Annotated in this window: 16 protein-coding genes; 5 read left to right on the forward strand and 11 right to left on the reverse strand. The window is 73.1% G+C overall.

The features are described 5' to 3' along the window. Window positions 1–6: 6 nt before the first annotated feature. On the reverse strand, window positions 7–966 hold the full coding sequence (locus ACWENQ_RS24965) for an alpha/beta hydrolase fold domain-containing protein (protein WP_452416389.1): 960 nt from the start codon (window positions 964–966) through the stop codon (window positions 7–9). A gap of 17 nt (window positions 967–983) precedes the next feature. Then, a complete protein-coding gene (locus ACWENQ_RS24970; RefSeq protein ID WP_449915118.1) occupies window positions 984–1,592 on the reverse strand; it encodes a TetR/AcrR family transcriptional regulator in 609 nt (202 codons plus the stop codon). 49 nt (window positions 1,593–1,641) lie between these two features. Here ACWENQ_RS24970 and ACWENQ_RS24975 point away from each other — a divergent pair, with 49 nt between their 5' ends. Then, complete coding sequence (locus ACWENQ_RS24975) at window positions 1,642–4,104, forward strand: family 78 glycoside hydrolase catalytic domain (RefSeq protein WP_452416391.1); 2,463 nt, start codon at window positions 1,642–1,644, stop codon at window positions 4,102–4,104. A gap of 16 nt (window positions 4,105–4,120) precedes the next feature. Here ACWENQ_RS24975 and ACWENQ_RS24980 read toward each other — a convergent pair whose 3' ends face one another. Then, on the reverse strand, window positions 4,121–4,495 hold the full coding sequence (locus tag ACWENQ_RS24980; protein WP_449915112.1) for a hypothetical protein: 375 nt from the start codon (window positions 4,493–4,495) through the stop codon (window positions 4,121–4,123). Window positions 4,496–4,532: 37 nt separating this feature from the next. Next, complete coding sequence (locus tag ACWENQ_RS24985) at window positions 4,533–4,937, reverse strand: winged helix-turn-helix transcriptional regulator (RefSeq protein ID WP_449915110.1); 405 nt, start codon at window positions 4,935–4,937, stop codon at window positions 4,533–4,535. A 156-nt stretch (window positions 4,938–5,093) separates the two neighbouring features. Here ACWENQ_RS24985 and ACWENQ_RS24990 point away from each other — a divergent pair, with 156 nt between their 5' ends. Beyond that, a complete protein-coding gene (locus ACWENQ_RS24990) occupies window positions 5,094–6,443 on the forward strand; it encodes an MFS transporter (protein ID WP_449915107.1) in 1,350 nt (449 codons plus the stop codon). Then, window positions 6,440–6,919 carry a pyridoxamine 5'-phosphate oxidase family protein gene (locus ACWENQ_RS24995; protein ID WP_452416393.1) on the forward strand — a complete coding sequence of 160 codons (480 nt, stop codon included), beginning with the start codon at window positions 6,440–6,442 and terminating at the stop codon, window positions 6,917–6,919. The genes ACWENQ_RS24990 and ACWENQ_RS24995 overlap by 4 nt, the downstream gene beginning before the upstream one ends. 36 nt (window positions 6,920–6,955) lie before the next feature. On the opposite strand, the gene ACWENQ_RS25000 is transcribed toward ACWENQ_RS24995, so the two are convergent. Genes ACWENQ_RS25000 through ACWENQ_RS25020 form a run of 5 tightly spaced genes read right to left on the reverse strand, consistent with a single transcriptional unit; the run spans window position 6,956 to window position 11,258 of the window. Next, entirely contained in the window at window positions 6,956–7,552 is a 597-nt protein-coding gene (locus ACWENQ_RS25000; RefSeq protein ID WP_354907697.1) for an energy-coupling factor transporter transmembrane component T family protein, read from the reverse strand. Further along, window positions 7,549–8,223, reverse strand: a complete 675-nt coding sequence (locus ACWENQ_RS25005; protein WP_354907695.1) for an energy-coupling factor ABC transporter ATP-binding protein — start codon at window positions 8,221–8,223, stop codon at window positions 7,549–7,551. Before ACWENQ_RS25005 ends, ACWENQ_RS25000 begins: the two co-directional genes overlap by 4 nt. Next, window positions 8,224–9,327 carry a thiolase family protein gene (locus ACWENQ_RS25010; RefSeq protein ID WP_452416395.1) on the reverse strand — a complete coding sequence of 368 codons (1,104 nt, stop codon included), beginning with the start codon at window positions 9,325–9,327 and terminating at the stop codon, window positions 8,224–8,226. Between the two features lies 1 nt (window position 9,328). Further along, complete coding sequence (locus ACWENQ_RS25015; protein WP_452416396.1) at window positions 9,329–10,648, reverse strand: class I adenylate-forming enzyme family protein; 1,320 nt, start codon at window positions 10,646–10,648, stop codon at window positions 9,329–9,331. A 7-nt stretch (window positions 10,649–10,655) separates the two neighbouring features. Beyond that, on the reverse strand, window positions 10,656–11,258 hold the full coding sequence (locus tag ACWENQ_RS25020; RefSeq protein WP_354907691.1) for a biotin transporter BioY: 603 nt from the start codon (window positions 11,256–11,258) through the stop codon (window positions 10,656–10,658). Window positions 11,259–11,417: 159 nt separating this feature from the next. Here ACWENQ_RS25020 and ACWENQ_RS25025 point away from each other — a divergent pair, with 159 nt between their 5' ends. Beyond that, on the forward strand, window positions 11,418–11,879 hold the full coding sequence (locus ACWENQ_RS25025) for a hypothetical protein (protein WP_452416398.1): 462 nt from the start codon (window positions 11,418–11,420) through the stop codon (window positions 11,877–11,879). Between the two features lie 21 nt (window positions 11,880–11,900). After that, window positions 11,901–12,335 carry an NUDIX domain-containing protein gene (locus ACWENQ_RS25030; protein ID WP_452416400.1) on the forward strand — a complete coding sequence of 145 codons (435 nt, stop codon included), beginning with the start codon at window positions 11,901–11,903 and terminating at the stop codon, window positions 12,333–12,335. On the opposite strand, the gene ACWENQ_RS25035 is transcribed toward ACWENQ_RS25030, so the two are convergent. Next, window positions 12,294–12,680, reverse strand: coding sequence for a hypothetical protein (locus ACWENQ_RS25035; RefSeq protein ID WP_452416401.1), 387 nt, complete (start codon window positions 12,678–12,680; stop codon window positions 12,294–12,296). The two genes, ACWENQ_RS25030 and ACWENQ_RS25035, sit on opposite strands and share 42 nt — an antisense overlap. A 4-nt stretch (window positions 12,681–12,684) precedes the next feature. Next, a complete protein-coding gene (locus ACWENQ_RS25040) occupies window positions 12,685–13,068 on the reverse strand; it encodes a DUF4267 domain-containing protein (RefSeq protein ID WP_452416402.1) in 384 nt (127 codons plus the stop codon). Window positions 13,069–13,080 lie beyond the last annotated feature (12 nt).

The following is a 13,080-nucleotide window of genomic DNA, read 5'->3' on the forward strand; positions in this document are numbered from 1 at the left end:
GCCGGTCTAGCCGGACACGGGGGCGATCAGCGTGCCCGCGAACGCCCGTCTGAGCAGCCCCGCCCGCATCTCGTGCACCAGCGTGAACGTCACGGTGCCGGGCGCGATCCAGCCGCCGTGCGGATGGGCGAGCACCCGTACGGCCGCCGCCGCCACGCCCGCCTCGTGCAGCCTGGCCAGGTAGCGCTCGCCGTGCGCCCGCAGGGGGTCGTGCTCGGAGATCACCAGGGCGGCGGGCGGAAGCCCGGACAGGTCGGGCGCGTGCAGCGGCGAGACGTAGGGGTCGCGCGGATCGCCGTCGGTGCCCAGGTAGTAGGCGGCGTACCGGAGCACCTCGGCGCTCGTCAGGCCGCCGAGCCCGCCGTCCGCGTCGTTGCCCTCGGGCGTGAGGTCGAGCGCGGGCGCGTCGAGCTGCTGGAAGATGGGCAACGGCAGCCCCCTGTCCCTGAGCAGGAGGCAGAGCGCGGCCGTCAGGTTGGCGCCCGCCGAGGCACCGCCGAGCGCGACCCTGCGCGGGTCGATCCCGAGCTCGTCCGCGTGGTCGAGCAGCCACAGGTAGGCGGCCAGGCAGTCCTCCAGCGGCAGGGGGTAGGGATGCTCGGGCGCCAGCCGGTAGTCCACCGACGCCACCGCGCACGGCACCAGGCTCGCCAGGGGGCCGCACTCGACCTCGCCGGCGTCGAGGTCGCCCTTGTACCAGCCGCCGCCGTGCAGGAACACCAGCAGCGGAGCCGGCTCGGCGAGACCCTTCGGCCTGGTCAGCCGCACCGTGACCGCCCCGCCCTCGACCGGCACCCGGTGTTCCTCCACCAGGAGCGAGGGGTCATGAGGTGGCGCGATGAGCAGCATCGTCGCGTTGGACCTGCGGCGCTCCTCGTCGAGGTCGCCGGGCGTGGCGGGCGGCAGCTCGGCCGCGTGCGCGGCGAGCCTGCCGTAGAGGCGGACAAGCGGGGGGTCGAGGTGCATGAACGCTCCCGTCGTTCTCACTGGCCGAGGGCGGATCCCACGGCCGCCAGGTCGCGCTCCAGCGACCTGGCGTAGGACTCGATGGCGTCGACGAGGTCGACCTCGTCGGGGTCGAGCAGCCACTGGGTGGCCAGACCGTCGAGGGTGGCCAGGATCTCCGCCGCCTTGCGGGCGGGCACGACGTCGGCCCTGATCTCGCCGCGTTCCTGGCCGACCGCCAGCGCGTCGGCGAGAAGCGCGCGCATTTCCCGGTAGCGGTCGCGGAAGAACGCGTGCGCGGGATCACCCTCGTCCAGGTTCTCGGCGAGCAGCACGGCGAAGAGTTTGGTCAGGCCGCGTTCGGCGCTGTTCCGGTGGGCGTAGGCGGGCATCTCGCGGACGGTGGCGAGGCCGCCGAGCGCGGTCACCTCGCGCGCGTAGTCCATGCTGCGCGAGTCGCGCCACTCGATGACCGCTCTGAGCAGGCCTTCCTTGTTGCGGAAGTGGTAGAGGAGGCCGGGTTCGGTGATGCCGACGCGGGCCGCGATCTCGGTCATGCCGGTGCCTCTGAAGCCTCTTCTCGCGAACATCTCCGCGGCGATTCCGGCGATTTCCTCGCGTCGCCCCGATGCCCTTCTCTGTGCCATGCCCGGCATTCTAGATTATTACTTACTTAGTTGTAAGTAAGGAGCTTGGATGAGGATTTCCCGGGTGCGTGTCGAGCAGTTGAGCGAGCCGTTCCTCGGCATCGGCGTCGCCGACCCCCGGCTGTCGTGGACGACCGAGGCCGACGGGCCGTGGCGGCAGACCGCCTACGAGGTCGAGGCGCGTGGCCGGCGGGTGGTGGTCGAGTCGGACGCGTCGGTGCTGGTGCCCTGGCCGTTCGAGCCGCTGGCGTCGAGGGAACGGGTGACCGTACGGGTACGGGTGCGCGGCGCGGGCGGCTGGTCGGCGTGGAGCGCTCCGGTGCCCGTGGAGGCGGGCCTGCTGTCCGCCCACGACTGGTCGGCCCGCTTCGTCAGCCCGGGAGAGGGCCGCGACCTGCTGCGCGCCGAGTTCGACGCGCGGCCCGGCCTCACCCGCGCCCGCCTCTACGTCACCGCGCTCGGCGTCTACGAGGTGGAGCTCAACGGGCAGCGGGTCGGCGCCGACGTGCTCGCGCCCGGCTGGACCAGCTACGGTCACCGGCTGCGCTACCAGACCTTCGACGTCACCGGCCTGGTCAGACCGGGCCGCAACGCGATCGGCGCGATGCTCGGCGAGGGCTGGTACAGCGGCCGCATCGGCTTCGCCGACGCCGGCGTCCCCTACGGCGACGGCGTGGCGCTGCTGGCCCAGCTCGAGCTCGTCCACTCCGGCGACGAGGTCGAGCGCGTGGTGACCGGCACCCACTGGCTGGCCGCGAGCGGGCCGATCGTCTCCAGCGGCATCTACGACGGCGAGTGCTACGACGCGGGACGGGAGCGCCGCGGCTGGTCGCGGCCCGGCCACGACACCGAGGACTGGACGCCCGCCCTGGCCGTCGAGCGTGACCTCGCCACGCTGACCGCGCCCACGGGGCCGGCCGTCCGCCGCGTCGAGACGCTGAGCGGCCGGAGCGACGGTGCCGTCGTGGACTTCGGCCAGAACCTCGTCGGCCGCCTCAGGATCACGGCCGAAGGGCGCGCGGGCGAGCAGGTCGTCCTCAGGCACGCCGAGGTGCTGGAGGACAGCGAGCTGTGCACCCGCCCGCTGCGCACCGCCGCCGCCGTCGACACCTACACCCTGCGCGGCGGCGGGGAGGAGACGTGGGAGCCGCGCTTCACCTTCCACGGCTTCCGCTACGCCGCGATCGAGGGCCCGGTCACCGGGGCGCACGCGGTCGTCTGCCACACCGACATGGCGCGCACCGGCTGGTTCGAGTGCTCCGACCCGCTGCTCAACCGCCTGCACGAGAACGTCGTGTGGAGCATGCGCGGCAACTTCCTCGACCTGCCCACCGACTGCCCGCAGCGCGACGAGCGGCTCGGCTGGACCGGCGACCTGCAGGTCTTCGCCCCCACCGCGGCCTTCCTCTACGACTGCGCGGGACCGCTCACCTCCTGGCTCGCCGACCTGGCCGCCGAGCAGGGCGAGGACGGCTCGCTGCCGGTCGTCGTGCCCAACCCGCTCGGCCCCGAGGCGGTCTTCGCGGCCGCCGGATGGTGCGACGCCGCGGTCATCGTGCCCTGGACGCTGTACGAGAGGTACGGCGACGCGGGCATCCTCCAGGACCAGTTCGACAGCATGCGCCGCTGGGTCGACCACGTGGCGGCGCTCGGCGAGGAGTACCTCACCGGCCGCCAGTTCGGCGACTGGCTGGACCCGTCGGCGCCCCCCGACCGGCCCGGCGAGGGCAGGACGCCGAAGCGGCTGGTGGCCGCCGCCTACCACGTCCGCTCGGCGGACCTGGTCGCCATGGCCGCCGACGTGCTCGACCGCCAGGCCGAGCACGACCACTACACCGCGCTCGCCGCCGCGGCGCGCGCCGCCTTCGCCGAGGAGTTCGTCACCGCCGACGGGCAGGTCCTCGGCGACTCGGCCACCGGGTACGCGCTGGCCATCCGCTTCGGCCTGCTGCCCACCGGGGCGCAGCGCGTCCGGGCGGGCGCCCGGCTGGCCGCCCTCGTCGAGCGGGACGGCCACCGGATCCCCACCGGGTTCCTCGGCACGCCGCTGGTGTGCGACGCGCTCGCCGACACGGGCCACCTGGAGACCGCCTACCGGCTGCTGACCCAGCGCGCGTGCCCGTCGTGGCTGTATCCGGTGACCATGGGGGCCACCACCGTCTGGGAGCGCTGGGACAGCATGCTGCCCGACGGGTCGGTCAACCCGGGGGAGATGACCTCCTTCAACCACTACGCGCTCGGCGCGGTCGCCGACTGGATGCACAGGACCGTCGCGGGGCTGGCGCCCGGCGCGCCCGGCTACCGCAGGCTGCTGGTGGCGCCGCGGCCGGGTGGCGGGCTGACGTGGGCGAAGGCGGAGCTGCGCACGCCGTACGGCATGGCGGAGACGCGCTGGTCGCTGGACGGCGGGCGGCTGGCCGTGGCGGCCGTGGTGCCGCCGAACACGACGGCGGTGGTCAGCCTGCCCGGCCGGGCGCCCTTCGAGGTCGGCTCGGGACACCACCACTGGTGACCGGAGCCCCTGCCGGTCAGCAGGCGCGCCTGTCCTCGATGTGGGCGATCGCGAGCTCGTGGCCGTCCTGGCCACGCTTGCCCCGTCCGAACAGGCCGACGGTGAGGTCGTCGCGGGCTTCGAGCTCGTCCTCCGCGACGTAGGTGAGGATGTCGGGGTGGTGGCCCGTCACGGCCCAGCCGGGGGCGTCGTCCAGGTCGACGGTGATGAAGTCGCCCGCCGGCGTCCCCGGCCGCACGGGACCGTACTCGCGCAGCAGCTCCTTGGCCTGTTCGGCGAGGTCGTCGGCCGGTTCCGTCAGGATCACGCAGGTGCCGTTGGCGAACAGCACCCACGACGTGGCGGGGTGCAGCAGCCGCCGCCAGATCGCGATCACGCTCTCGTGGGTCATGGCGGCCACGGTAGTGATCGGCTACGACAGATCCGATCTACGCGATCCCGGTGCTGAGCTGCTGCTCCTCGGCCGCGACCCGGGCGTCGTAGGCCGAGCGCGCGGCCGCGACGTGCTGCTGGTGCTCCTCCGTCCAGACCACCAGCGTCTTGATCGCCTCGTGCAGCGTGGCGCCGAGCGGTGTGAGCGTGTAGTCGACGCGCGGCGGCACCACGGGGTGGACGGTCCGCTGGACCAGCCCGTCGCGCTCCAGCTGCCGCAGCGTCACCGTCAGCATGCGCTGGCTCACGCCGTCGATCTGGCGGCGCAGCTCGGTGAAGCGCATGGTGCGGCGCTCCAGGAGCGCGATCACCAGCAGCGACCACTTGTCGGCGATCCGGTCGAGGATCTGGCGGACCTCGCAGTCGGCCCGCGTGTCCCACTGGATCACCTCGTCATCCATGGTTTCGCAGGAGTAACTCGGTGCCTTTGAAGTGCCGTCTTCCACAGTTCCTCATGGTGACGCAGGATGCTCTCGGTTACAAGAAAGAACCGACATACCTTTCGATACCGAGGGATCACTGTGTCTGCCACTGTCTCATCACCGCCGCTCGACCGGATGACACCGCGTGCCTGGGGAATGCTCCTCGTCCTGTGCGGCGCGATCTTCCTCGAGGGCATCAACGTCGCCATGCTCAACGTGGCCCTCCCCGCGATCAGGACCGATCTCGGCCTGTCCACCGGCGAGCTGCAGTGGGTGATGAGCGCCTACGTGCTCGGCTACGGCGGTTTCATGCTGCTCGGCGGGCGGGCCGCCGACCTGTTCGGCCGGCGCGCGATGTTCCTGTCGTGGCTCGCGGTCTTCCTCGTGGTCTCCGCGCTCGGCGGGATGGCGAGCGAGGGCTGGATGCTGATCGCGGCGAGGTTCGTGGCGGGAGTCGCCGCGGCGGTCATGACACCCGCCGGCCTGTCGATCATCACGACCAGCTTCGAGGAGGGCAGGCAGCGCAACCAGGCGCTGCTGGTCTACTCGGGCACCGCGGCCGGCGGTTTCTCGCTCGGCCTGGTGCTCGGCGGCCTGCTCGCCGAGGCCGAGTGGCGCTGGGTGCTGTTCGCGCCCGCCGTACTCGCCCTGATCATCCTGGTGGCGGCGGTGCCGCTGATCCCGAAGGCCGACCAGCGGCGGCGGAAGGGGCAGCGCGTCGACCTGGCGGGCGCGGTCATGGTCACCGGCGCCATCATGCTGCTGGTCGTCGGCATCGAGCGCGCCACCCACGTGGGCCCCGGCGTCACGGCGGCCACGATCGCCGCCGGGCTGGCGCTGTTCGCGCTCTTCGTCGTGGTCGAGCGCCGCTCGCCCGCGCCTCTGGTACGGCTCGGCATCTTCCGTTCCGGACCGCTGGTGCGCGCCAACCTCGCGGGACTGCTGTTCTCGGCCTCCTTCTTCGGCTTCCAGTTCGTCGTCGTGCTCTACCTCCAGGAGCTGCGCGGCTGGTCGTCGCTCGAGACGAGCCTGGCCATGCTGGCGATCGGCGCCGACGCCATCCTCGCGCCGACGTTGACGCCCAGGCTGGTCGACCGCTTCGGCAACGCCAAGGTCATCCTGTACGGCCTGCTCCTCGCGGCGCTGTCGTACGCGCTGTTCCTGCCGGTAGGTATGGACTGGACCTACGCCGCCATGTTCCCCACGATGATCATCCTCGGTGTGGCGTTCGCGCTCGCCTACGGCCCGCTGACGATCGTCGCCACCGACGGCGTCGACGAGAGCGAGCAGGGCCTGGCGGGCGGGCTGCTCTACACCTCCTTCCAGTTCGGCGCCGCGCTCGGCCTGGCCGCCACCACCGCCGTCATCGTCACCTCGCAGAACCTCGCGGACTCCTACCGGTCCGCCCTCGTCGTGCCGCTCGTCGCGGCCGGCCTGGCCGCCGCGGTCAGCGCCTTCGGACTCAGGAAGGGAAGCGCCCGATGACCATCGCCTTCAGCGACATCGAGCAGGAGTTCAACGCCTACATCGGCTCGATCGTGTACTCCACCATGGTCACGGTCGACGCCGCCAACCGGCCGCGCACCCGCGTGCTCATCCCCGTCTGGGAGAACGTCGACGGCCAGCCCGTCGGCTGGCTGGCCACCTACCGGACCCCCGTGAAGGCCGCCCACCTGGCCGGCAACCCCCACACGAGCTTCTCCTACTGGTCGCGCGGCAACAACTCGGTCGCCATCGACGCCGTCGCGGCCTGGGTCGACGACGGCGAGACCAGACGTCATGTCTGGGAGCAGTATCGCCGGACCAGCCCGCGGGGAGCGGGCTACGACCTCGGGAACTTCTGGACCTCGCCGGCCGACCCGAAGCTGCACGTCCTGCGGCTGGAGCCGTACCGGATCCAGGTCATCCGCGGCATGGACCTGCGCGGCAGGATCTGGCGGAAGGCACCCGCGCTCACCTGAGCCGCGCCGGGGCGAACCTGCCTCCGGAGCGGCGCGCTAGTCGTCCAGGCCGCGGGCGCTCAGGGCCTCGCCCAAGGCGTCCGCGTGGCGGAGGGCGCTGACCACCAGCGGCACCGCGAACGCCCGCACGCTCCACGAGACGCCGCGCGCCCGCTGCGCGTCCCGCACCCTGGTCGCGAGCGCCGAGATGACCGGCACGCTGCGGACGGTCAGCGACAGCAGCAGCGACACGCGGAACGGGTCGATCCCGAACGCGCGCAGCGGCGCGAAGCAGCGCTCGAAGCAGGCGGTCATGTCGGCGAACCTGGTGGTGAGCGTGACCAGTCCGGCAAGCGCCACCGCGAGCACGATCCGCAGCGTGGACGAGACCGCGCCGTAGAGGTCCACCAGCGCGAACTGCATGACGAAGAGCACCACGGCGAACCAGCGCAGCGGCCTGACCTGCGCCCACGCCGCGGCCGGCCCCACACCCGAGACCGCGTAGAGCAGCACGACCAGCACCGTGAAGCCACCGAGCCACAGCGGCGAGCCGAGCAGCAGCAGCGTCGTGCACAGCAGCGCGAGACCCAGCAGCTTCGCCCCCGCGGGCAGCCGGTGCAGGAACGAGTCGCCGGGCAGGTAGATCCCGGTCATGACATGAGGTCCCGGTAGTGGTCGATCGCCGCCTTCGGCGTGGAGTCGGCCACCACCCGGCCCTGGTCGAGCACGAGGACGCGGTCGAAGGAGTCGAGCAGGCCGAGATCGTGGGTGACGACGACCACCTGCTGGGGCAGCCGGCCCATCAGGTCGGCGACCTGGCGGGAGTGACGCAGGTCCAGCAGCGTGGTCGGCTCGTCCATGATCAGGATCTGCGGGTCGAGCACCAGCACCGAGCACAGGGCCAGCAGCTGCTTCTGCCCGCCCGACAGCTGGTGGGCGGGATGGTCGGCGTGGTCGGCCAGGCCGTACCTGGACAGGACGGCGCGCACCCGCTCGGCCACCTCGTCGCGGGACAGGCCCTTGCGCCGCAGCGAGAACGCGACGTCCTCGGCGACGGTCGGCATCACGATCTGCGCGTCGGGGTCGGTGAACAGGAACCCCACGTCCCGCCTGATGCGGGCGGCGTGGCGGCGCGTGTCGAGGCCGAGGACTGTGACGTCACCGGAGGTGGGCAGGGCCAGCCCGTTGATCAGGCGGGCGAGCGTGCTCTTGCCGGAACCGTTCGCGCCCACGACGCCGATCCTGCGCTCCGGCAGGGACAGCGTCAGGTCGGACAGCACCTCACGCTCGCCGAGCGTGACGTTGACGCCGCTGAACTCGATCATTCACACCACCTCGAACAGGGCCGCCACGCCCATGCCGCCGCCGACCGCGGCGGTCGCCAGCCCCAGCGTCCCCGAGGGCGCGCCGGAACGCACGAGCCTGCTGAACAGCCTGGTCACCACCACCGCGCCGGTCGCGCCCCACGGATGTCCGAGGGCGAGCGCGCCGCCGTCGGCGCAGACGCGATCCAGGTCGGCCTCCAGCGCGTCCGTCACCGCGAGCACCTGCGCGGCGAACGCCTCCACGATCTCCACCGCCGCGACGTCCGCCATGCTCACGCCGGTACGGCCCAGCACCCGCCGGACGGCCGGCACGGGACCCCAGCCGGGCAGCGCGGGATCGCATCCGGTGACCGCGCCGGCCACCAGCCGCAGACCCGGCAGCCCCGCGCGCAGCCGCTCGGGCACGACGGCGACCGCCGCCGCGCCGTCGCTGATCGGCGAGGAGTTGCCCGCGCTGACCGTGCCGCCGGGCACGAAGGCGGCGGGCAGCCGCGCCAGGGTCTCCCTGCGCAGCACGCGGGGCCGCTGGTCGGCGCGCCTGCCGTCGATCTCCACCAGCTCGTCGTCGAAGCGGGCGGCGACCGCTCTGGCGTGGCTGCGGAAGGCGTAGTCGTCCTGGCGCTCCCGGGAGATGCCGCGCGCGGCGGCCAGGGCCTCCGCGGCGGGTCCCATGTCGGGATCGGGATGGCCTGAGGGCGCGAAGGGCGCCCTCCGGTACGGCTCGGCGGCCCCGCGCATGGTCCGCAGCGGCGCCGTCGACGCGCTCTCCACGCCGCCGGCGATGACCAGGCCGGCGTCTCCCGCGCGGACCGCCTGGCCCGCCAGCAGGATCGCGGCCAGGCCGCTGCCGCACTGGCGGTCCACGGTGAGGCCGGGCACGTCGTGTCCCAGGCCGGCGGCGAGCACCGAGACGCGGGCCAGGTTGCCGCCGGGGCCCATGCAGTTGCCGAGCACGACGTCGTCGACCGCGAGGTGCGGGACCTCCCCGGCGACCGCCGCGATCACGGGCGCGGCCAGCCGGTCGGCCGGCAGCGACTTGTAGGCGTGGCCCGCCGTCCCGATGGGGGTACGGCGCGCGGCCACGACGACAGGCTGCTCGCTCATGTCAGACGAGCCGCCTCAGCTCGGGATCGCCACCGGCCAGCCGGGCGGCGACCACGCCTCGGGCCGGCTTGCCCGTGGGGGTGCGCGGCAGGTCGCCCATGGCGTACCAGCGCCTCGGCCGCTGGGCGGCGTCGAGGCCGCCGCGCGCGATCGCGTCGAGCGCCGCCCGCGAGGGCGGCGAGCCCTCCAGCACCGCGGTCACGACCGAGCCGAGCCGGGGGTGCGGCGAGCCGACGACGACCAGGTCGGTGACGCCCGGCACGCCGCGCAGCACGGCTTCGACGTCCTCCGGCACCACGGTCGCGCCGCCGGTCTGGATCGCGCCGTCGCCGCGCCCGCGCAGCCGCAGCGGTTCTCCCCGCCGGTACGGCTCGGCGAGGTCGCCGACGCTCATCCAGCCCTCCCTGTCGGTCTTCAGCGGTCCTCGCGCCCCGGCGAGGTAGCCCTGCGACAGCCACGGCGAGCGCGCCCACACCTCGCCGGCGCGCACCTGGATCTCGACCTCGGGGAAGGGGCGCAGGCCCGTTCCGTCGACGTCGACGGCGATGAACGACGTTTCGCTCGAGCCGTAGTACGACACGACCCCCACCCCGGCCCGGGAGGCGACCTCCCACGCCTGCGGGGACAGCGCGGCGCCGCCGACCACCGCGGTGCGCAGCGGGCCGCCGACCTCCTCCAGCACGTCGAGGACGGCCGGCAGGCGGTGCGGCACCACGTGGACGACGGTGGCCTTCCTGAGCTGGACGGTCAGCGAGCCGGGCGACCAGCGTCCGGGGACGATCACCGTCGCGCCGCTCGCCAGGGCGTGGACGGCCGCGAAGCCGTACAGGGAGGAGACCAGCGGTCCCGGCACCAGCACGACGTCGTCGGGGCCGATGCCGGCCAGCGCGCCGAGGTGCAGGAAGGAGCCGGCCCAGGACGCGCGGGTGCGGACCACGGCGCGCGGCCTGCCGGTGCTGCCGGAGGTCAGGCACGCCCACGCCAGGTCGTCGGCGGCGGGCGCGGCCGGGACCCGCGCACTCGCGGTGACCGGGAGGGGCGCGTCGACGTGCAGGTCGACGGGGACCGTATCGGCCACCCGCGCGCGCTGCTCCTCGTCGCACAGCAGCGGCGTGGCGCCCGCCAGGTCGGCGGCCAGCACGGCGACGAGCTGGTCGACCGGGTCGGACAGGGTGATCGCCACCAGCCCCTTGCCGTCAAGGGGCCTGGAGATCACCTCCTGCCACAGCTGGGCGTAGGTCAGGGAGCCTCGGGGACCGTACAGCGCCGGCTGGTGAGGACGCTCGACGGCGTGGCGCTGGACCTGTGCGGCGACGGGCATGCGCTGATCAACCGGCCTTGACCCGCTCGCGGTGGACGGCGGGGACGGCGTCGGGGTAGGCCCGTTGCGTGCCTCGCGCCACGAGCGTCGCGAGCACCGCCTTGGCCACGTCGCCGGGGATGAAGGCCAGGCTTCCCAGGGCCGCGGCGCCGAGCGGCAGCCCCGTGATGGCCGCCTGGACGGGGACGCCGAACAGGTAGATCACGCCGACGCCGCCCGCGAGGCAGGCGACGAGCAGGCGGAAGGTGCCGGGGTTCTTGCCGCCGCGCTCGACGATCCAGCCGGTGAGGGCCGCACCGGGGATCCAGCCGAGCAGGAAGCCCACCGAGGGCCCGGTGAACACGCCGAGACCGCCGCGCCCGCCCGCGAGCAGCGGCAGGCCCGCGGCCACCAGCACGACCAGGACGGTCACCGCGAGCGCGCCGCGCCACGAGCCGAGGATCGCGCCGGCCAGCATCACGCCGAACGTCTGCAGGGTGATGGGGACGGCGTTGCCGAAGAGGTTGAGCGCCCCCGGCAGGCCGAGGACGGCGATCAGCGCGGCGAACACACTGATCCTGGCGATGTCCCCGGTAGGGAACCTGCGACGGCTGGGGGAATCATTCATCATGCGTCTGATCACACACCAGGATGTGCGGGATCGAGCATGGAGACTTCCCACAACATTCCGGCTGGTCGTCTGAGCGGCTGGGACGTGACAACGGTACCCGGCCCTCTGACATGCGTGGATCCGCCCGAGGCGGGTAGCGCTCCGGGTGGAGGTGCCGAAATGTCTGACACGAACGGGGTCGTCGAGTACCTCAGGACACGCTTCGGCAAGGAGGCGGACTCCCAGGCGCACCGGGCCGCGCGGAACATCCGGCAGTGGTCCGACGAGCTGGCGTCCGCGGCCGACACCGGCGAGCCGGGCTCGCCCGTGGACGCGGCGATGCAGGAGATCGCGGGCGTGGGGCTGCGCGCGGCCGACTACCTGGACCAGCGGGGATTCGCCGGGATCGTCGAGGACGTCAAGGACCTGGCCAGGAGGCGGCCCCTGCTCTTCGCCGCCGGGGCCGTGGCCCTCGGCATCGTCATCGGACGCGTGCTCGCCTCGGCCCGCGACGTCTCCACAGGCGACTCCTCCTCCGAGGTCTCGCGGGAGGCGTCCTCGCGCGATGCCTCCTCGCGCGATGCCTCCTCGCGCGAGGCGTCCCTGCGGGAGGGCCGCACCCCTCCTCTTCCCCCGGCGTGAGGACGGTGCGACGATCCCACCGTGATCGACGCTGAGACCGGCTGGTACTTCATGCACGCCTCGATCAAGGGTGTCGTGCTGCACGGCGACCGGGTGCTGCTGTGCAGGAACCCCCGCGGCAGGTGGGAACTGCCCGGCGGCTGGCCCGCGAAGGAGGACACCACGCTGGCCGAGGTCGTCGCGAGGGAGGTGCGCGAGGAGAGCGGCCTCGAGGTGACGGTCGGGCCCGTGGTCGGCGCCGAGATCCTGACCATCGGGAAGGCCGGCAAGGTGGTGATCGTCGCCCTCCTGGCCACCGTTCGGGGCTGCCCGCCGTCCGCGCTGACGCCGAGCGACGAGCACAGCGACCTCAGGTTCTTCCCCGCCGCCGACCTGCCCGACGACCTCGAGGACGGCTACGCCCCCCTGATCAGGTCAGCGGTCGAACCAGCCCCTGACGTCGCTCAGGCTGAGTAGCGCGATCACGGCGACGGCGCCGATCAGGTGGACGTTGAGCAGGTCGGTGGGCCGCAGCAGGCCGTAGACCAGAAGGGGGACGGTCTGCACGACGGCCGTCAGCGCCTCGACGACCAGCGCGGTGACCCACACCCACCGGCGCCGGGACCGCCACCTGACCGTGATCAGGAGCAGCGCGACGGGGATGACGATCGCCGGCAGGAAGACGGTCAGATCGAAGGGGGACCGGCCGAGAAGCCCCGCCACGACCAGCAGGCCGAGGTAGCCGAAGGCGGTTTGGACGATCAGGATCACCCGTGCCACGGTCACGAGGGCGGGCGTCCCGGAGGCTAACTGGTCGCTCATCTCGCTAGCCAACCACGGAACGGGTGCTGCGCAGGAGGAGGACGCCGGTGAGGGCGACGAGCGCGGCGGTGCCGCCGTGCATGAAGTACGCCAGGGCGGGCACGCCGTGCTGGCTGAGGACCACGACGGCGTCGCCGAGCGGGATGGCGGCGATCGCGAGCATCGTCCAGCCCAGGGCGCGGCGCTGGCCGACGATCAGCAGGGTGAAGATGATGAGCCCGGTGGCCACGTCGCGCACGCCCTTCACCAGCAGGAACGAGCTGTCGGACGGGACCGTGCGGAAGCCGAAGCCCACCGCGACCGCCTGCGGGTCGATGAGGTAGTTGAGGCCGACGTAGGAGATGAACAGGCCGCCGATGACGGCGAGGGCGAGGGCGACACGAGACATGGGGGCTCCTTT

This window comes from Nonomuraea sp. NPDC004354 (assembly GCF_053602555.1).